The 20046-nt window shown below is 61.7% G+C and carries 16 protein-coding genes; 7 read left to right on the top strand and 9 right to left on the bottom strand.

Translation table 11 applies throughout. The features are described from left to right. Positions 1-13: 13 nt before the first annotated feature. Positions 14-1861 (top strand): sigma-54-dependent Fis family transcriptional regulator, encoded by a 1848-nt coding sequence (locus NQL71_RS04590; protein WP_077185926.1) that lies wholly within the window; start codon positions 14-16, stop codon positions 1859-1861. A 218-nt stretch (positions 1862-2079) separates the two neighbouring features. Here the strand turns inward: NQL71_RS04590 and cysS are convergent, their stop codons facing one another. Both cysS and NQL71_RS04580 read right to left on the bottom strand, forming a co-directional pair. Continuing rightward, positions 2080-3462 carry a cysteine--tRNA ligase gene (gene cysS, locus NQL71_RS04585; RefSeq protein WP_077185927.1) on the bottom strand — a complete coding sequence of 461 codons (1383 nt, stop codon included), beginning with the start codon at positions 3460-3462 and terminating at the stop codon, positions 2080-2082. 14 nt (positions 3463-3476) lie between these two features. Continuing rightward, entirely contained in the window at positions 3477-5174 is a 1698-nt protein-coding gene (locus tag NQL71_RS04580) for a glutamine--tRNA ligase/YqeY domain fusion protein (protein WP_274642330.1), read from the bottom strand. Between the two features lie 252 nt (positions 5175-5426). Between NQL71_RS04580 and NQL71_RS04575 the strand changes: the two genes are divergently transcribed. After that, on the top strand, positions 5427-5930 hold the full coding sequence (locus NQL71_RS04575; RefSeq protein ID WP_008053603.1) for a peptidylprolyl isomerase: 504 nt from the start codon (positions 5427-5429) through the stop codon (positions 5928-5930). Continuing rightward, positions 5927-6655, top strand: coding sequence for a UDP-2,3-diacylglucosamine diphosphatase (lpxH, locus tag NQL71_RS04570; protein WP_046817149.1), 729 nt, complete (start codon positions 5927-5929; stop codon positions 6653-6655). The genes NQL71_RS04575 and lpxH overlap by 4 nt, the downstream gene beginning before the upstream one ends. A 38-nt stretch (positions 6656-6693) precedes the next feature. Here the strand turns inward: lpxH and NQL71_RS04565 are convergent, their stop codons facing one another. The 4 genes from NQL71_RS04565 to NQL71_RS04550 all read right to left on the bottom strand — a co-directional run bounded on the left by NQL71_RS04565 (position 6694) and on the right by NQL71_RS04550 (position 11563). Further along, positions 6694-8223: a DHA2 family efflux MFS transporter permease subunit gene (locus NQL71_RS04565; protein WP_046817148.1), complete on the bottom strand. Its 1530-nt coding sequence runs from the start codon at positions 8221-8223 to the stop codon at positions 6694-6696. Positions 8224-8405: 182 nt separating this feature from the next. Continuing rightward, positions 8406-9608 (bottom strand): HlyD family secretion protein, encoded by a 1203-nt coding sequence (locus NQL71_RS04560; protein ID WP_274642329.1) that lies wholly within the window; start codon positions 9606-9608, stop codon positions 8406-8408. Positions 9609-9623: 15 nt separating this feature from the next. Next, positions 9624-11093 (bottom strand): efflux transporter outer membrane subunit, encoded by a 1470-nt coding sequence (locus tag NQL71_RS04555; protein ID WP_274642328.1) that lies wholly within the window; start codon positions 11091-11093, stop codon positions 9624-9626. Further along, a complete protein-coding gene (locus tag NQL71_RS04550; protein WP_274642327.1) occupies positions 11090-11563 on the bottom strand; it encodes a MarR family winged helix-turn-helix transcriptional regulator in 474 nt (157 codons plus the stop codon). Before NQL71_RS04550 ends, NQL71_RS04555 begins: the two co-directional genes overlap by 4 nt. A 218-nt stretch (positions 11564-11781) precedes the next feature. On the opposite strand from NQL71_RS04550, the gene zapE reads away from it, so the two are divergent. Beyond that, entirely contained in the window at positions 11782-12912 is a 1131-nt protein-coding gene (gene zapE, locus NQL71_RS04545) for a cell division protein ZapE (RefSeq protein ID WP_274642326.1), read from the top strand. A 131-nt stretch (positions 12913-13043) separates the two neighbouring features. On the opposite strand, the gene NQL71_RS04540 is transcribed toward zapE, so the two are convergent. Continuing rightward, on the bottom strand, positions 13044-13748 hold the full coding sequence (locus NQL71_RS04540) for a YebC/PmpR family DNA-binding transcriptional regulator (protein ID WP_008063883.1): 705 nt from the start codon (positions 13746-13748) through the stop codon (positions 13044-13046). Between the two features lie 219 nt (positions 13749-13967). Between NQL71_RS04540 and NQL71_RS04535 the strand changes: the two genes are divergently transcribed. Then, complete coding sequence (locus NQL71_RS04535) at positions 13968-15380, top strand: type VI secretion system Vgr family protein (RefSeq protein WP_274642325.1); 1413 nt, start codon at positions 13968-13970, stop codon at positions 15378-15380. Positions 15381-15384: 4 nt separating this feature from the next. Here the strand turns inward: NQL71_RS04535 and NQL71_RS04530 are convergent, their stop codons facing one another. Next, complete coding sequence (locus NQL71_RS04530) at positions 15385-16710, bottom strand: MFS transporter (protein ID WP_046817141.1); 1326 nt, start codon at positions 16708-16710, stop codon at positions 15385-15387. Between the two features lie 269 nt (positions 16711-16979). Here NQL71_RS04530 and NQL71_RS04525 point away from each other — a divergent pair, with 269 nt between their 5' ends. Then, positions 16980-17852 carry a LysR family transcriptional regulator gene (locus NQL71_RS04525; protein WP_046817140.1) on the top strand — a complete coding sequence of 291 codons (873 nt, stop codon included), beginning with the start codon at positions 16980-16982 and terminating at the stop codon, positions 17850-17852. Between the two features lie 93 nt (positions 17853-17945). On the opposite strand, the gene NQL71_RS04520 is transcribed toward NQL71_RS04525, so the two are convergent. Further along, on the bottom strand, positions 17946-18809 hold the full coding sequence (locus NQL71_RS04520) for a LysR substrate-binding domain-containing protein (RefSeq protein WP_046817139.1): 864 nt from the start codon (positions 18807-18809) through the stop codon (positions 17946-17948). A gap of 109 nt (positions 18810-18918) precedes the next feature. Between NQL71_RS04520 and NQL71_RS04515 the strand changes: the two genes are divergently transcribed. Further along, positions 18919-20028, top strand: coding sequence for a 2-aminoethylphosphonate--pyruvate transaminase (locus tag NQL71_RS04515; protein ID WP_077185931.1), 1110 nt, complete (start codon positions 18919-18921; stop codon positions 20026-20028). Positions 20029-20046 lie beyond the last annotated feature (18 nt).

Here is a 20046-nt window from a genome sequence, read left to right as displayed (position 1 = left end):
GAGATCGACTGCCATGGCCGCACCCGCCTCGCCGCTGTCCCACGACGCCATCATCCAGGACTCCTGGTCCCGCTGCCGCGCGTTCGGCCTCGATCACCAGAGCACCCCGGCGTTCGACCAGCTGCCGGCTGAAGGCATCGCCCAGTTGCTGGAGAGCCAGCACTCACTGGTACAAACCACCCATCAGGAAGTGCTGCCGTATTACGAAAACATCCTGAGCAACTCCAATTGCCTGATCATGCTCGCCGACAACCAGGGCCAGGTGCTGACGTCCTGGGGCACCCAACGGTTTATCCAGCCGAGCCTGACCCGCGGTTTCAGCGCGGGCGCCAGCTGGATGGAGCGTTGCAGCGGGACCAATGCGATCGGTACCGCGCTGGCCTGCGGGCAAGCGGTGCACATCGAGCACGATGAACACTTTCTCAAGGCCAACCGCTTCATGACCGGCTCCGCTGCGCCGATCTTCGATGCCGAACGCAAGGTCATCGCCGTGCTGGATGTGTCCAGCGACAGCTACCTGCCACCGTCCCATACCCTGGGCATGGTCAAGATGATGAGCCAGACCGTGGAAAACCGGCTGATCCTCAACCTGTTCCACGGCCAGCATTTTCAGCTGACCTTCAACACCGGCCTGAACAACCTCGACAGCCAGTGGGCCGGTTTGCTGATTTTCGATGAGAGTGGCCAAGTGCTGTCCGCCAACCGCCGCGCCGACAACCTGCTCGGCGTGCGCCTGTCGCGGGTCAGTGTCGAGAGCCTGTTCAAGGTCTCGCTGCTGGAGCTGCTGAATCAACCCGAAGGCCTGCCCTTCTCGCTCCAGGCTTCCGGGCGCAATCGCTTCCAGTGTCTGCTCAAACGTCCAAAACAGGTGCCGATCCAGGCCAGACTTTTTTCTGAAACCAAGAGCGTTGAACCCGCCGTATCGGTACTCCCGGCGATCAGCCTCAATACCCTGCATTTCGGCGACAGCCGCGTGGAAAAAGCCGTGCGCCAGGCCGAGCGCTTGCTGGAAAAAGACATTCCGTTGTTGATTCATGGCGAAACCGGGGTCGGCAAGGAAGTGTTCGTCAAGGCCCTGCATCAGGCCAGCTCGCGCAGCAAACAGGCGTTCATCGCCGTGAACTGCGCAGCAATCCCCGCTGAACTGGTGGAGTCAGAACTGTTCGGCTATGAAAAAGGTGCCTTCACCGGGGCCAACCAGAAAGGCAGCATCGGCCTGATCCGCAAGGCCGACAAAGGCACGCTGTTCCTCGATGAAATCGGCGACATGCCGCTGCCAACCCAGGCCCGCTTGCTGCGAGTATTGCAAGAGCGCTGCGTGCAGCCGGTGGGTAGCAGTGAGTTGTTCCCGGTGGACATCCGCATCATTTCCGCAACCAACCGCTCGTTGCGGGAGCAGGTGCAGTTGGGGCGTTTTCGCGAGGATTTGTATTACCGGATTGGTGGTTTGACTCTGGAACTGCCGCCGTTGAGGGAGCGCAGTGACAAGGAGGCGCTATTCAAACGCTTGTGGGAACAGCACCGCGAGCCCTCGCAATGGGCGGGATTGAGTCGCGAAGTGCTGGAACTGTTCAGCCGTCACCCGTGGCCGGGGAATTTGAGGCAGGTCAGCAGCGTGATGCAGGTGGCACTGGCCATGGCCGAGGAACAACCGGTGCGGCCGGAGCATTTGCCTGATGACTTTTTTGTCGATCTGGAGATGGAGCCGGTGGAGACGCCGGAGCCGTTGGCCGTTGATCTGAATGATGCCGAAGATCTGAACCGGCAGTTGCAGGCGGCTGGGGGGAATATTTCGTACTTGGCGCGGCGCCTCGGGGTCAGTCGCAATACCCTTTACAAGCGGTTGCGTCAGGCTGAGTAGTGGGTGATCCGCAATGGTTGTGTTCGGCTTGAGACCATTCGCGAGCAAGCCCGCTCCCACATTGAATTTGTGCCGTGCACTTGACTCAATCACACCGCAGATCACTGTGGGAGCGGGCTTGCTCGCGAAGACGTTAGTCCAGTCGCTACAGCGTTTACGTCCAGCCCATAAACAAAAACCCGCACAAGGCGGGTTTTGTTTTTTAAGCATTACATCTATCAGTCCGCCAAACGCCAGGTCGTCCCGCCCTTGCCGTCTTCCAGCACCACGCCCATGGCGGTGAGCTGGTCGCGGATACGGTCGGATTCGGCCCAGTCCTTGCCGGCACGGGCCGCCAGGCGCGCAGCGATCAGCGCTTCGACTTCAGCCGCATCCACACGCCCTTCGGCGCCGGCTTGCAGGAAGTCATCGGCTTCGAGCTGCAACACACCCAGCACGCTGGCCAGTTCTTTCAAACGGGCAGCCAGGCCGGCCGCTGCGTTGAGATCGCTCTCGCGCAGGCGGTTGATCTCGCGGACCATCTCGAACAGCACCGCGCAGGCTTCCGGCGTGCCGAAGTCGTCGTTCATCACCTGGGTGAAACGCTCGACGAAAGCTTCGCCGCCAGCAGGCGCGACAGTCGGCAGGCCTTTCAACGCGTGGTAGAAACGCTCCAGGGCGCCCTTGGCGTCCTTGAGGTTGTCTTCCGAATAGTTGATCGCGCTGCGGTAGTGGCTCGACACCAGCAGGTAACGCACGACTTCCGGGTGGTACTTGTCCAGCACGTCGCGAATGGTGAAGAAGTTGTTCAAGGACTTGGACATCTTCTCGCCATTGATGCGGATCATGCCGCAATGCATCCACGCGTTGGCGTAGGTCTTGCCGGTGGCCGCTTCGCTCTGGGCGATTTCGTTCTCGTGGTGCGGGAACTCAAGATCGCTGCCGCCGCCATGAATGTCGAAGGTCTCGCCCAGGCAGCAGGTCGACATCACCGAGCACTCGATGTGCCAGCCCGGACGCCCGGCGCCCCAAGGTGACTCCCAGCTAGGCTCGCCCGGCTTGGCGGCTTTCCACAGCACGAAGTCCAGCGGGTCTTGCTTGGACTCGTCGACTTCGATACGCGCGCCGATGCGCAGGTCTTCGATCTTCTTGCGCGACAGCTTGCCGTAGCCCATGAACTTGCCGACGCGGTAGTACACGTCGCCATTGCCCGGGGCGTAGGCGTAACCCTTGTCGATCAGGGTCTGGATCATCGCGTGCATGCCAGGGATGTGATCCGTGGCACGCGGCTCCATGTCCGGCTTCTTGATGTTCAGGCGCGCTTCGTCTTCGTGCATCGCCGCGATCATGCGCTCGGTCAAGGCTTCGAACGACTCGCCGTTCTCGTTCGCCCGGTTGATGATCTTGTCGTCGATGTCGGTGATGTTACGCACATAAGTCAGGTCATAACCGCTGAAGCGCAACCAGCGCGTCACCAGGTCGAAGGCGACCATGCTGCGGCCGTGGCCCAGGTGGCAGTAGTCGTACACGGTCATGCCGCACACGTACATGCGCACCTTGTTGCCATCCAGTGGCTTGAAGACTTCTTTGCTCTTGGTGAGCGTGTTGTAGATCGTAAGCACGTTATTTCCTTGAATCACTGGCCCCAGGAGTCACGCAGGGTCACGGTACGGTTGAAGACCGGAGCGCCCGGTTTCGAGTCCTTGATATCCGCGACGAAGTAACCTTCGCGCTCGAACTGGAAACGGTCCTCCGGCTGTGCATTGCCCAGCGAGGGTTCAGCACGACAACCGGTGAGTACCTGCAGCGAGTCAGGGTTGATGTTGTCCAGGAAACTGGCGCTGTCTTCGGCCTTCTCCGGGTTCGGAGAACGGAACAGACGGTCGTACAGGCGCACTTCGCACTCGACGCTGGCAGCGGCCGGCACCCAGTGCACCACACCCTTGACCTTGCGGCCTTCAGGGTTCTTGCCCAGGGTGTCCGGATCGTAGGAGCAACGCAGTTCGACGATGTTGCCATCGGCGTCCTTGATCGCTTCGTCGGCGCGGATCACGTAGCTGCCGCGCAGGCGCACTTCGCCGTTCGGTTCCAGGCGCTTGTAGCCTTTTGGCGGTTCTTCCATGAAGTCTTCACGGTCGATGTAGATCTCACGGGCGAACGGCAATACGCGCACGCCCATGTCTTCTTTCGGGTGGCATGGCAGTTCGAGGTTCTCGAACTGGCCTTCCGGGTAGTTGGTGATCACGACTTTCAGCGGACGCAGTACGCACATGGCGCGCGGAGCGCTGTGGTCGAGGTCGTCACGGATGCTGAATTCGAGCATGCCGAAGTCGACCACGCCGTCGGAACGGTTGGTGCCGATCATTTCGCAGAAGTTGCGGATCGATTTCGGCGTGTAGCCACGGCGGCGGAAGCCCGACAGCGTGGACATGCGCGGGTCATCCCAGCCGTTGACGTGCTTTTCATCGACCAGCTGCTTGAGCTTGCGCTTGCTGGTGATGGTGTAGTTCAGGTTCAGGCGGCTGAACTCGTACTGGCGCGGGTTGGCCGGCACCGGCAGGTTCTCGAGGAACCACTCGTACAACGGACGGTGGCTTTCGAATTCCAGGGTGCAGATCGAGTGGGTGATGCCTTCGATCGCGTCCGACTGACCGTGGGTGAAGTCGTAGTTCGGGTAGATGCACCACTTGTCACCGGTCTGGTGGTGATGCGCGTGACGGATGCGATACATGATCGGGTCGCGCAGGTTCATGTTCGGCGAGGCCATGTCGATCTTGGCGCGCAGCACGCGTGCACCGTCCGGGAATTCGCCGGCACGCATGCGGGCGAACCAGTCCAGGTTCTCTTCAACCGAACGGTCGCGGAACGGGCTGTTCTTGCCCGGCTCGGTCAGGCTGCCGCGGTATTCCTTGGCTTGTTCAGGGGTCAGGTCGTCGACATAGGCCTTGCCGGACTTGATCAACTCCACTGCCCAGTCGTGCAACTGGTCGAAATACTGCGAGGCGTAGCGCACTTCACCGGACCATTCGAAGCCCAGCCATTTGACGTCGCTTTCGATCGCGTCGATGTATTCCTGGTCTTCCTTGGCCGGGTTGGTGTCGTCGAACCGCAGGTGCGTGACGCCGCCGAACTCCTGGGCCAGGCCGAAGTTCACGCAGATCGACTTGGCGTGGCCGATGTGCAGGTAGCCGTTGGGCTCAGGCGGGAAACGGGTGACGATCTGCGTGTGCTTGCCCGAGTCCAGGTCTGCCTGGATGATCGGCCGCAGGAAGTTGACCGGCACGGCAGGGCCGGTCTTGGCATTCGAGGTAGGGTCGACAGTGGGCTTGCTCATAGGATCCTTGAACGTATTGGTGCGTGGCCGTAATGAAGGCCGGACAAAACAAAGCCGCTATCATAGCCGATGCCGTCAAGTACCTGACAGAGCGCACCCTGTAAACCGTCGTATTTAATAGGCCGTAAATGAAAAAACAGCCTCGAAATTCGCGCCTGTCACGCTAAACTGCGCACCTTGGCCGAGACTGGCTGAACCGGTCGCGGGACCGAATGTCCCAAGACCACGAATTCCTCTTGATGAGTAACGATCATGACCCAAGTCAAACTGACTACCAACTTCGGCGACATCGTCCTCGAACTGAACGCCGACAAGGCCCCGATCACCGTGGCCAACTTCGTCGAGTACGTTAAAGCCGGTCACTACGAAAACACCGTTTTCCACCGCGTCATCGGTAACTTCATGATCCAGGGCGGCGGTTTCGAGCCAGGCATGAAAGAAAAGAAAGACAAGCGCCCAAGCATCCAGAACGAAGCCGACAACGGTCTTTCCAACGACAAGTACACCGTCGCCATGGCCCGCACCATGGAGCCGCATTCGGCTTCCGCGCAGTTCTTCATCAACGTGGCTGACAACAGCTTCCTCAACCACAGTGGCAAGAACGTGCAAGGCTGGGGCTACGCGGTATTCGGCAAAGTGACCGCCGGCACCGACGTTGTCGACAAGATCAAAGGCGTGGCCACCACTTCCAAGTCCGGCCACCAGGACGTACCAGCAGACGACGTGATCATCGAGAAAGCCGAGATCATTGAGTGATACTGCTGATTTCAGACTTGCATCTGGAAGAGGAGCGCCCGGACATTACCCGGGCGTTTCTGGATTTGCTCGCCGGACGCGCCCGTTCGGCGAGTGCTCTCTATATCCTGGGCGACTTTTTCGAGGCGTGGATTGGCGACGATGCCATGACGCCGTTCCAGCGCTCCATCTGCCAGGCCCTGCGCGAATTGAGCGACAGCGGCACGGCGATTTTCCTGATGCACGGCAATCGCGACTTCATGTTGGGCAAGGCGTTCTGCAAACAGGCCGGCTGCACCCTGCTGAAAGATCCGAGTGTCGTGCAGTTCAATGGCGAACCCGTGCTGTTGATGCACGGCGACAGCCTCTGCACCCGCGACGAAGCCTACATGAAGCTGCGTCGCTACCTGCGCAACCCGATTACCCTGTTCATCCTGCGGCACTTGCCGCTGCGTACCCGGCAAAAGCTGGCGCGCAAACTGCGCAGTGAAAGCCGTGCGCAAACCCGGATGAAGGCCAATGACATCGTTGATGTCACGCCCCTGGAGATTCCGCGGATCATGCAGCAATACGGGGTGAAAACCCTGATCCACGGCCATACCCACCGCCCCGCCATCCACAAGCTGCAGCTGGGCGAACAGGCGGTTCAGCGCATTGTGCTGGGGGATTGGGACAAGCAGGGCTGGGCATTGCAGGTGGATGAGCAAGGGTTCGCGTTGGCGCCGTTTGATTTTGCGGCTTCTTGAATGATCGTTCCCACGCTCTGCGTGGGAACGATCTGTAGTCAGTGACCGCTGGCTTCAGGCCCCGCCTTCGCCGCAAACGGCGGTTTCGCCAGCCAGACGATCACGATCAAGCCCATGAACGCCCACCCCAGCAACGTGAAGTAATCCACGGTGGAGAGCATGTACGCCTGGCTGGTCAGCACATGATCGAGCTGCGCATACGCCTGATTGCTCGCACCACCCAGTGAATGCAGGGCCTCACGGGTTGCCGGCTCGAAGGTGCTGATGCTTTCGCTCATGTAGGCATGGTGCTGGTCGGCCCGGCGAATCCAGATCCAGGTGGTCAACGACGCCGCGAAGCTGCCGCCCAGGGTACGCAGGAAGGTCGCGAGACCCGCGCCGTCGGCGATCTGGCTTGGCGGCAGGTCCGACATCAGGATGCTCAGGGTCGGCATGAAGAACAGCGCCACGCCAATGCCCATGAACAACTGCACCAGGGCGATGTGCTGGTAGTCCACTTCGTTGGTAAAGCCGGCGCGCATGAAACAGCTCAGGCCGATGGCCAGGAAGGCGATACCCGCCAACAGGCGCAGGTCGAACTTGTGCGCGTACTTGCCGACAAACGGCGACATCAGCACCGGCAAAATCCCGATCGGCGCCACCGCCAGGCCGGCCCAGGTGGCTGTGTAGCCCATCTGGGTTTGCAGCCATTGCGGCAGGATCAGGTTGATCCCGAAGAACCCGGCGTACCCCAACACCAGCACCAGGGTGCCGATGCGGAAGTTGCGGTAGGCAAACAGCCGCAGGTTGACCACCGGGTGGCGGTCAGTCATTTCCCAGATCACGAACACCGCCAGGGCAATCACCGAAATGGCCGCGCCGATGAGGATGAAGCTCGATTCGAACCAGTCCAGGTCATTGCCCTTGTCGAGGATGATCTGTAAGGCCCCGACGCCGATGACCAGAGTGATCAAACCAACGTAATCCATCGGCTGATAACTGGTCACCACCGGCCGCGCCTTGAGCTGCGAACGCACGACCATGACCGCGAAGATGCCGATCGGCACGTTGATGAAGAAGATCCACGGCCAGCTGTAGCTGTCAGTGATCCAGCCGCCGAGGATCGGTCCTGCAATAGGCGCGACCACCGTGACCATCGCCAGCAACGCCAGGGCCATGCCGCGCCTGGCGGGTGGGTATACGGCGATCAGCAGCGTCTGGGTCATCGGGTACAACGGCCCGGCCACCAGGCCTTGCAGCACCCGGAAACCGATCAACTCCGGCATCGAGGTGGAAATACCGCAGAGAAACGAAGCCAGCACAAACAGCACGGTTGCCCACAGGAACAGCTTCACCTCACCGAACCGCCGGCTGAGCCAGCCGGTCAGCGGCAACGCGATGGCGTTGCTAACCGCAAAGGAGGTGATGACCCAGGTGCCCTGCTCCGAACTCACCCCCAGGTTGCCGGAAATGGTCGGCAGCGCCACGTTGGCGATGGTGGTGTCGAGCACCTGCATGAAGGTCGCCAACGACAGGCCGATGGTGGTCAGCACCAGGCTTGGGGGCGTGAAAGACGCGTTATTGCTCATCGCGAATCCTTTGGAGCTGAATTTACTGCAGCGGGAATGGCGCTGCGCCCGTTACAGACGCAGCTGACCTTTGTGGGAGCGAGCCTGCTCGCGATGGAGCGTCAGTCGACAGTGATGCAGCTGACCCACCATCGCGAGCAAGCTGGCTCCTACAGGGGGGCGGTGTGATGGCACACCGGCGATCAACGATGAACGGTCTTGCTGACTGCGGCGCTGTTGTCGTGGATCAACTGGGTGATCATGGCGTCGGCCTCGGTCAACTGGCGGTCATAGATGCTGGTACTGAACGACGCCTTTTGCGGCGGCTGTTGCGCCAGCACCGGGCCGCTCTGGTCACGCAGGTTCACATCGACCACGGTCGACAGGCCAACGCGCAACGGGTGCTCGGCCAACTGCTGGGCGTTGACATGAATGCGCACCGGCACCCGCTGCACGATCTTGATCCAGTTGCCGGTGGCGTTCTGCGCCGGCAGCAAGGCAAACGCGCTACCGGTGCCGGCACCGAGGCTGTCGATGGTGCCGCTGTATTTCACGCTGCTGCCATACAGATCGGATTCGATGTCCACCGGTTGGCCGATTCGCATGTCACGCAGTTGGGTTTCCTTGAAGTTGGCGTCGATCCACAGTTGGTCCAGCGGGATCACCGCCATCAGCGCCTCGCCCGGCTGCACCCGCTGCCCCAGTTGCACGGTGCGCTTGGCCACATAGCCGGTGACCGGCGCGATCAGGATGCTGCGGGCGTTGTTCAGGTAGGCCTGGCGCAATTGCGCAGCAGCAGCCATCACGTCCGGGTGCGAGGAAACCACCGTGTCATCGACCAGCGCGCTGGTGGTCTTGAGCTTCTGTTGTGCATTGGCGAGGGCGTTTTGCGCCGAGGTCAGGTCGTCACGGGCGTGGGACAGCTCCTCCTGGGAAATCGCCCCGCCGACGGCGAGATTCTTCCGCCGGTTGAAGTTGTCCTGGGCTTTTTGCACTTCGGCTTGTTGGGCATTGACCTGGGCTTTCATGCCGTCGACGTCGCTGTACAGGCCGCGCACCTGGCGCACGGTGCGGGCCAGATTGGCCTGGGCGCTTTGCAGGCCGACTTCGGCGTCGTTCGGGTCGAAGTTCACCAGCACCTGGCCTTCGTGGACCAGATCGCCATCGTCGGCACCGATGCTGACGACAGTGCCGGTGACCAGCGGGGTGATTTCCACCACGTTGCCGTTCACATAGGCGTCATCGGTGCTTTCGCTCCAGCGCCCGTAGAACTCGTGGTAGGCCCAGACGCCCGCGCCGCCCAGTGCGACCACCACGGCCAGGACCAGCAGCATGAACTTGCGCTTGCCTGAATCGGGATTGGCGGTTGGGGTTTCAGGGGTTGCAGTTGTATCGGCAGTGGCCATGACAAATACCTTGAATTAGTGGGTCAGCGTGGCGGGTGCGGCGTTGGCCGAGGCAACGGCCTCAGGCTGGAAACCGCCACCCAGCGCTTGTATCAGCTGGATCGACAGGTCGATCTGCTCGGCATTCAGGTTGGCCAGCTGACGCTGGGCCTGGAGCAACTGCTGCTCGATGCTGAGCACGTCCAGGTAGTTACCGATGCCGGAACCGTAGCGCTGGACCACGGTGTTGTAGGAATCCTGGGCGATGTCGGTGGCGTGCTGCTGGGCCGCGATCTGCCGACCGATGTCGCGCAACTGGTTGATGCTGTCGCTGACGTCGGCCAGCGCCCTGACCAGGCTCTTGTTGTACTGCGCCACTGCGAGGTCGTAGTCGGCGTCGCGGGAATCGAGGTCGGCGCGCAGGCGGCCACCGTCGAAAATCGGTACGGAGATCGTCGGTGCGACATTGAAGAAGCGACTGGCCGAACCAAACATCGCGTCCCCCAGCAAGGATTCGGCACCGGCCGCGGCGCTGAGGTTCAAATTCGGATAAAACTGCGTCTTGCCGGCATCGATATTCTTGCTTGCCGCTTCTACCCGCCAGCGCGCGGCCACCAGGTCCGGACGCCGTCCGAGCAGTTCGGCCGGCAGCACCGATGGCAAGGCCACGGCACCGGGCTTGAGAATGTTCGGCCGGGCGATTTCATTGCCGCGATCCGGGCCTTTGCCCAGCAGTACGGCTAGCGCTATCTTGGCGCTTTGCAGGCGTTTTTCGGCGTCGATCAGGTTGGCCTGGGAGGTGGCCTCCAGGCTTTCGGTCTGCTGGAACTGGTACTGGCTGTCGATCCCGGAACTCAGGCGACGCTGGCTCAGGTCGAGCATTTGCCGGGTGCGCTTGAGGTCTTCGGCGGACAGGTCATGGACGATGTGCGCCTGGCCCAGGTCGCTGTAGGCGCGGGCCACGTCGGCAGACAGGGTCAACTGCGCGGCCTGCTGGTCGACTTCGGCGGCGCGGGCCTGGCCCAGTGCAGCTTCCCAGGCGTCACGCTGACCGCCCCAGAGGTCGAAGTTGTAATTGAAGGTGGCGCTGATATTGCGCACGGTGGCGTAATTGTCGCCCTGCCCCAGCGGGTCCTGGTCGCGGGCCAGGCGCGAACGGCTGACGCCGGCGCTGGCATCCAGGGTCGGCATCCGCGCGGCGTCGGCCGCGTAGGCCGCGGCGCTGGCCTGGTGGGCGCGGGCGTCGGCGATCTGCATGTCGGGGCTGTCGCGCAGGGCTTCGCGGATCAGGCCGTCGAGCTGCGGATCGCCGAGGCTTTTCCACCAGTCGCTTTTCGGCCATGCCGCCGGCGACAGCGTCACGCCGCTGAGGGATTGCCCGGCCTTGAGGTTTTTCGCCTCGAGGCTGACACCTTCGGTGGTCAGGCCGCTGTAGCTGGCACAACCGGCCAGGCTCAAGGCCAACAGCACCAGGCTCAGGCCGGCGCGCAAGGTTTTACTGTTCATTGGTCACCTACCCGCAGCAGGGTGATCGAGTCACCGGCGGCTATCAGGATTTTCTTGAGGATCGACTCCAGGGTCTTCAGCTCTTCCGGCGTGATGGCGCCGGCCAGTTCATTCATGGCTTGGGCGCCGATGTGTGGCAGGCGATCGGCCAGCTTCTGGCCTTCGGAGGTCAACACCAACTGCACCTGACGACGGTCGGCCTCGGAGCGTTGGCGTGCGAGGAAACCTTTCTGTTCCAGACGATCGAGCATGCGGGTCATCGATCCGCTGTCCAGTGACAGGTGCCGGCACAGCTCGCCCGGCGAATCGACGCCGTACTGGGCGATGATGATCAACACCTTGAACTGCGCGGCGGTGATGCCGTGGGGCTCCATGTGCGTGTCGATGATGCGGTCCTTGAGCAGCGCGGCGCGCCCCAGCAGCAGGCCGAGGTGGCAATTGTGGAAATCGTCTGGCGTGAAATGTTTCATCTGGACACCAATTAGCTGCCTAGGCAGTGAATGTATGTCGAGATATTACTGCCTAGGCAGTCAATGTCAACGTAATAGTTAGGTTGCTTTGTAATTAGTTGACTAATGGCCTCGGGTATAACGTCATATAGGCAGATGCTGGAAGCGAAACTACCTATCTGGTTAAACTACGCCGCCGCGGCTCCCGCAGCCCGCCTGAAGATCACGGGGACACCACAGTGGCCGTTAGACCGCCCAAGCATTCGCGACTCACACCACACTGGTCATCGTTGCGCCGCCTCTTTGACAAGGGATCGGCCGGGCCAGACCGTCACTGCGCGAACGCCCGGGTCATACACGACTATTTCCACCACAAGGCCGGTTCCCAGGGCTACACCCTCAGCCATAGCCAGCAACGGGTGATCGACTGCATGGCGCAGCATGCCTCGACGCTGTTGGGCACCTCAGGCAAGGCTCTACCGGGGCTCTACCTCCACGGAGCTGTCGGGCGTGGCAAAAGCTGGTTGCTCGACGGTTTTTTCCAGGCGATCCCTCTTGCCCAGAAGCAGCGCCTGCACTTCCACGGTTTTTTCGCCCGCCTGCACCAGGGCATGTTCAGCCATCGCGAGCAACCGGATGCGCTGGCGACCACGCTGGATGAGTTATTGAGCGATTGCCGGGTGCTGTGTTTCGACGAGTTTCACGTCCACGACATCGGCGATGCGATGCTGATCACGCGGCTGTTCAAGGCGCTGTTCCAGCGCGGGATCCTGCTGCTGGTCACCTCCAACTACCCGCCGGAAGGCCTGCTGCCCAACCCGCTTTACCATGCGCGCTTCAAACCGGTGATCGAGTTGATCAACGCGCGCATGCAGGTCATGGAAGTCGGCGGGCCCCACGACTACCGCAGTCAGGCCAGAAGCCATGCGCATCAACTGTTCACCCAAGGCCGATACGTCTGGCCCGCCACCCTGGCGCAGCGTCAGGCGGCCAACCTGCCGGGACCGAACGGGCCGGCCATTGCCCTGCCGGTCGGCGCGCGCCATCTGTCGGCCCGCTACTGCGCAGGCCGCACCATCGGCTTCACCTTCAGCGACCTGTGCGACCACCCCACAGCGGTCATGGATTACCTGGAACTGTGCCGGCGCTACGACCACTGGATCATCGACGACCTGCCCGACCTCGCCGACTGCACGATTGCCGCCCAGCAGCGTTTCATCAACCTGGTCGACGTCTTGTATGACCAGGACAAGCACCTGACCCTGCTGGGCCAACACTCCCTGCGCGAAAGTTTGGGCGGTGACGCCATCGACCTGGCGCGTACGCGCAGTCGGCTGGGACAGTTGGTGGAGGTGCGGGAGGGGGTTTGACGGGGGGTGAGACACATCTGCAGGAGCCGGCTTGCTGGCGATGCGATGGTGGCCGTTATGCCACCTTCGCTGCGATGCGGCGACCCGACAAGCCAGCTCCTACAGTAGATCGGGTCCAGCCGCGAGAGATGTTATCCGGCCAGGCCGACAAACATGTCCTGCACGTCATCATGGTTATCGAGGCCTTCGAGGAACGCTTCGACTTCAGCCATCTGCTCATCGCTCAAGCCACTGACCGGGTTCTTCGGCTGGTAGCCAAGCTTGGCCGACAACACCGTGAAACCTTGTTCAGGCAGGGCTTTCTGCACGGCGTCCAGGTCCGTAGGCTCGGTCAGGAACAGCGTCGCGCCGTCTTCGCCCGGCTCGAAATCCTGGGCACCGGCTTCGATCGCGGCCATTTCCGGATCGGCGTCCGGGGTGTCCGGCGAGGCTTCGATCATGCCCACGTGGTTGAAATCCCAGGCCACCGAACCGGAAGCGCCCAGTTGGCCCTTGCGGAAGGCCACGCGGATTTCAGCCACGGTGCGGTTGATGTTGTCCGTCACGCACTCGACGATCAGCGGCACCTGGTGCGGCGCGAAGCCTTCATAGGTCACGCGATGGTATTGCACGGTCTCGCCCAACAGGCCCGCACCCTTCTTGATGGCACGGTCCAGTGTTTCCTTGGGCATCGACGCTTTCTTGGCCTGTTCAACCACCAGACGCAGGTGTGCGTTGGTGGCGGTATCGGCACCGTTGCGCGCAGCAATGGTGATTTCCTTCACCAGTTTGCCGAAGATCTTCCCCTTGGCATTGGCTGCCGCTTCTTTGTGTTTAACCTTCCACTGTGCGCCCATTACTCACTCTCTTGTCTATGGCGCCGAAACATCTATTGGCCGACGCATGCCGCCAAGTTTATACGGCCTAAAGTTGGCAATCGACCAAAAAATCTCATCACCGGATCGGCATCTTTACCGATGGTTGTAGGGCGATTCTGAAATTTCGATTTGCCATGTCCACAAGGCATGCGGGTTTCGTACCCTCCAAGGCCCTACTCCATGGTAGAAGCGCGATCAATGCAAAACGACAAGGAAAGTCCCTTCACCCTGACACTCCTCGACGATCACCTGAGTTTGCAAGTGGTGCAGTTCAGTGGGCGCGAGGCCCTCAATCAACCCTATCGATTCGATATCGAAGTGATCGGCCTGGCACCGGCCCTCAACCTTGATCGGCTGCTGCAACAACCGGCGCTGCTCGACCTTGGGCAAGCCCAGGTCGTTCATGGCGTGCTGCACAGTGCCAGTTGCGAATATCAGGGGCGAGGCCGGGTCGGCTACAAACTGGTGCTGGTGCCGGCCTTGCTAGCGCTGGATCAATACCGATCGCGGCGGGTGTTCCAGCGCCTCAGCGTGCCCATGATCCTGCGCCAGCTGCTGGAGGAACATGAATTGGCTGCAGGCAGCTATCGCCTGGAACTGGCAGACGGGCACTATCCCCTGCGGCCTTTTTGCATTCAGTACGAGGAAACCGACCTGGCCTTGCTGCAGCGCCTGTGCGAGGAAGAAGGCATTCACTACCACTTCGAACACGCCCATCACAGCCATGTATTGGTGCTGGCCGACGACAACATGAGCTTTCCCCAGGAGCCCCTGTTGATGCCGTTTCATGGCGCTGAAGCCGAAGAAAGCGCAACGCCTGTGATCAGCGAACTGTTTCAGCGCCACGACACCCAAGCCGTTTTCCCACGAGCCAATGCGAAAAATCGTGGTGCTTCGCAGATCGGTGAAGGTGCGGCCAATCACGCCTTTAACCACGCGCGTGCACCCCGTTCCACCGAGGAACAGCGTCATCACGATCAACTCGACCGTCGCGACCTGCAGCGCATGCGTTGCCAGCAGCTACAGCTTCACGGCCAAAGCAATCAGCCTTTGTTAGGCAGTGCCCGCATCGTGCAGGTGGCAGAGCATCCGATGCCGGGGTTCAACGATCAATGGCTGGTCTGCCAGGCGCGGCATCAGGGCCGGCAGGGTTCGATCCTGGCTGAAGACAACAGGCCCCGGCACTACCGCAATCAGTTCACGGCCATTCCCTGGTCGACGGTATTTCGCCCACCCCTGGACCAGGCCCGGCCGCGCATCCCCGGTTTGCAGCCAGCCCGGGTCTGTGGCCCGGCCGGACAGCAAGCGGCACAGGATGATCAAGGTCGTTTGCAGGTAAGTGTGTGGCCCGACACGGGGGTCAATCCCGCAGAGGGCCTCTGGCTACCGGTCGCACTAACAATGTCGCAGGCCCCGGCGCAACCGGTCCAGCTGCCAATGGCTGGCAGCGACGGCTGGGTCAGTTTTCTCGACAGCGACCCCGACCGTCCGGTGTTCTGCGCCAGCACCAGGCAGCGCCGCAGCCCGCCCGCGGTACGCAACGACAAGCCCCGCAGTGACACCCGCCTGCTGCTCGATTGGCTGATCAATCGCCCCGACGACGAGCCTTGAGGGTTCAGGTGCGCAGCGGTTTGATGGTCATCGCCCTGTTGGGCACATAGGCATGGTCGGTGCCCTGGCCCGCGGGGCGGCTGTTCCAGTGCGGAACCAGCACCAGCGCCGAGAACAGCGCGCAACCGGCGAAGACGATGAACACGGTGACGGTGTCGAAGTAGCCCGGCAGCAGACCGCCGAGAATCGCCCCCACCGAACCGCAACCGTTGACGAACCCCGCCGCCGTCGCACCGGCCTTGGCGGTGCCGAAATCGATGGCGGCGGCGCCACTGATCATCGAGTCTGGTCCGTAGAGTGTCAGGCCCATGACGAACAACAGCGCCACCACCAGCATCACGCTGCCGGTGTGCAAGGCGCCCATGAAGAAGGCCAGCGATACGGTCAGCGCCAACAGGCTGATGACGCAGGCCGGCATGCGCCGGGCGCCGAACAGTTTGTCCGAGGCCAGGCCGATCATGATCGGCCCGAGCAACCCGGCCAGTTCGAACGCCGTGGGAATGATCGCCGCGCCGACCTTGCCCACCGAGGGCATCTGTTCAAAAACGATCACCGGGCCCCACAGCAGAATCGCGTAGCGCGCTGGTTTCAACATGAAATACGCGAGGCCGAGAATCAGCACAGTGCGGTTACGCAGGATTTCCTTCAGCGGCTCCAGCACGCTGATCTTGCTTTGGGCATACGCCTCTTCAGCGCTCAGTTCGGGCTCAGGCTCCACGGCCGGCAAGCCCACGTCTTCAGGTTTGTTGCGTTGGAAAATAAAGAACAGCACGGCGACCAGCCCAACCACCGCCGCGCTGGAAATGAACGCTGCGTGCCAGGAGCCGATCAGCGTGTAGGCCCACCATCCGGCGAATGGCGACGCTACCAGTCCGCCAAAGGCGTAGCACGAACTCCATAGCCCCAGTACTCGCCCGCGTTGCTCGGACGGAAAAAAACTGCCGAGGTTCTTGCACAGCCCCGACCAACCGGTGGACTGCGCCAGGCCTTGAATCAGCATGCAGGTGGCGAAGATCGGCAAGGTGGCGAAACTGCCCATCACCAGCGCGGCCGCCGCCGATATCAGCAAACCGCCAAGGACCACCACCCTCGGTCCGAAGCGGTCGGCCAGGATGCCCCAGGTGAACTGGCCGATGGCGTAGGCGGTCAGGTAAATGGCGTCGAGGTTGGCCATGGCCATCTTGTCGAGCATGAAGGTCGGGTCTTCGCCGATGCCGAGCTTGGCAACGGAAAACGCTTTGCGGGTGAAGTAGAAAGCGGCGTAGGCGAGCCAGGTGATCGCGAAGATCTGCACGCGCCAACGCTTGATTGTGCCGATGTGCTTGTTCATTGTGGTTCTGACCTCAGGGAGTGAGTGTGCCGGCAGAATTAGAAGAAAACGCCTGTATTTTTTTATTGTTGAGCACTGCGAAATCACCCTGTCCCTGTGGGCGATTCCGGTCAGATGAGTCCTGTTGATGCACGCACAGGCCCATGACTCCCGCGCTGATCGACTGAGCAGTCACTGGGGCTGAGGTGGATCAAAACAATTACTGATTAATAAGTGAAATCGATTTATCGTATTTCCAAAACAAGCTCAGCTTGTTACTGGAGATTTCCATGTCGGTTTCCCACGCCCAACTCAAAGCTTTCCATGCCGTGGCCGTGCATGGAAGTTTCACCAAAGCCGCCGAGCGGCTATTTCTCACGCAACCGGCGATTTCCGACCAGGTGCGCAAACTCGAAGAGCGCTATGGCGTATTGCTGTTCCACCGCAACAAACGCTCGGTTCGTCTCACCGACCTTGGCGAGCGCCTGCTGGGCGTTACCCAGAAACTGTTCGTGATCGAAGCCGAGGCCCAGGAGTTGTTGCAGGATTCCCAGGCGTTGCAGACCGGTAGCCTGATCCTGGCGGTGGATGCGCCGGTGCACGTGCTGCCGCAGATCGCCCGGTTTTGCGAGCGCTACCCCGGCATCAGCGTGAAAATCGAAACCGGTAACACCGATGAGTCGCTGTTCCGCCTGTTCAACTATCAGGCCGACCTGGCATTGCTTGGCCGCGAAGTAAGCGACGAACGATTGATTTCGCTGCCGCTGCGCAACGACCCGATGGTGGCATTCGTGTCGCGTAACCATCCGTGGGCCGATCGCGAGTCCATCACCCTCGCCGACCTGGACGACACGCCGCTGGTGCTGCGGGAAATCGGTTCGGTGACCCGCCAGACTTTGGAAGAAGAAATGGCCGGCGCCGGTTTCCGCATCCGCCCGGGGATTCAGGTCGAAGGCCGGGAAGCCGCGCGGGAAGCGGTGGTGGTAGGGATCGGGATTGGCGTGGTGTCGGCGGCCGAGTTCGGCGCCGACTCGCGGGTGTGTGCGTTGCCGATTACCGATTGCAAAAGGCGTTTGACCGAGACGCTGGTGTGTTTGCGAGAACAGAGCTCACGGCGGGTGGTGGCGACGTTTCTGCAGATGGTTCGCGAGAGTCTTGTGTAGGCAGGTCTGGCCTCTTCGCGAGCACTGGGGGATGTGTGTACGCCGCACATCCAATGTGGGAGCGGGCTTGCTCGCGAATGCAGACAACTCGGTCTAACTGGCAGGCGCCAGGCCGAAAAACGCCTGGATCAGGCGCAAGTCCCGCCGCCGCTCCATGCACCCCATCATGTGCCGATTGACCAGCCCTTCGCCTATGATCGGCACCGCCGCCACCCGCGGGTCATGGCTGACCTCCACCGACGACACTACACCCACCCCCAGCTCGGCCGCGACCGCCTCGGTCACCGCTTCCCGGCTGTCGAGCTCCAGCAGCACCCGCGGATTGACCTTGGCCTGCACGCAGGCTACATCGAAGGTGCGCCGGGTGATCGAGCTCGGCTCACGCAACACCATGATCACCTGGTCCAGTTCCTTGAGCGGCACGCCCTGGGTGCGCCGCGCCCAGGGATGGCCCGCAGGCACCAGGGCGCAGATCCGCGACTCGCTCAGGGCTTGCAGATGCAGGCCCTTGCGCGGTTCGACCTCAGTCAATACCGCCACGTCGGCATGCTCGGACAACAGCGCCGCCAGGGTTTCCTGGGCATTGCCCAGGCGCAGGTTGACGGTGATCCCCGGATAACGCGCACGCAGGCTCGCGAGCATCGGCATGACCATGTGCGGGCCGTCCGCCGCCACTTCCAGGCGCCCGGTCAGCAACTGCCGGTTGGCCTCCAGCATGGCTTGCGCCTCTTCGGCCAGGCCGAACATCGCCCGGGTGATTGCCGCCAGCTTGGTGCCCTCCTCCGTCAGCTCTACCCGTCTGGCAGTGCGCCGCAACAGGGTGATCTGGTAGTGCTCCTCCAGCGACTTGATGTGCCCGGTGACCGCCGGTTGGCTGATGAACAGCCGCGCCGCGGCGCGGGTGAAGCTGCCCTCCCGGGCCACGGCGTCGAACGCACGGAGCTGAAACAGGTTCATGGATAACTCTCACTGATGGCTGGCATAACAACAAACAATTTGATTGATAGCTCGGCAAATTGCAATTTAAGTCCCATAGCTTCATCCCATCGATTGCGAGGACACGAGAATGAGTACTGCCGCCCCCATCCTGCTCACCCCCGGCCCTTTGACCACGTCGGCCCGCACCCGCCAGGCGATGATGGTTGACTGGGGTTCATGGGATGACCGCTTCAACCAGCTGACCGCCAGCCTCTGCGAACAACTGCTGGCGATCATCAATGGCGCTGCCAGCCACCACTGCGTGCCCCTGCAAGGCAGCGGCACCTTCGCCGTCGAAGCGGCCATCGGCACCCTGGTGCCGCGCAACGGCAAGGTCCTGGTGCTGATCAACGGCGCCTACGGCAAACGCCTGGCGAAGATCTGCGAAGTCCTCGGGCGCTCATTCAGCACTTTCGAAACTGCAGAAGACGAACCGACCACCGCCGCCGATGTCGACCGCCTGCTACGCGCCGATAGCGGAATCACTCATGTGGCCCTGATTCACTGCGAAACCAGCACCGGCATCCTCAATCCGCTGCCGGAAATCGCCCAGGTGGTCGAGCAACACGGCAAACGCCTGATCATCGATGCGATGAGCTCTTTCGGCGCGCTGCCGGTGGACGCCCAACGGGTGCCGTTCGATGCGCTGATCGCCGCTTCCGGCAAATGCCTGGAAGGCGTGCCGGGCATGGGTTTCGTGTTCGCCCGCAAGGAATCCCTGGCCAACGCCGCCGGCAACTCGCACTCCCTGGCGATGGACCTGCACGACCAGCACAGCTACATGGCCAAGACCGGGCAATGGCGCTTCACCCCGCCAACCCACGTGGTCGCCGCGCTGCACGAAGCCCTGGTGCAATACAACGAAGAAGGCGGCCTGCCCGCCCGGCACCGGCGCTATGCCGCCAACTGCCAAGCCCTGATGGAAGAGATGGCCGGGCTGGGCCTGCGCAGCTTCCTGCCGGCGGCCATCCAGGCACCGATCATCGCCACCTTCCACGCGCCGAAAGATCCGCGTTACCAGTTCAAGGAATTCTACGAGCGGGTCAAGGCCAAGGGTTACATCCTCTACCCCGGCAAGCTGACCCAGGTCGAGACGTTCCGTGTGGGCTGCATTGGCCATGTGCAACCTGCAGAAATGCGCGAAGCCGTCGCGGCCATCGGCGAAGTGTTGCGCGAGATGGAAGTGCTGGAGATCTAACCCGCACCACAGTTGAAG

The organism is Pseudomonas serbica (assembly GCF_028823535.1).
GTDB classification, from domain to species: Bacteria; Pseudomonadota; Gammaproteobacteria; order Pseudomonadales; family Pseudomonadaceae; genus Aquipseudomonas; species Aquipseudomonas serbica.
The sequence above is the reverse complement of the archived record's forward strand: the minus strand, read 5'-3'. Positions and strand labels throughout refer to the sequence as shown.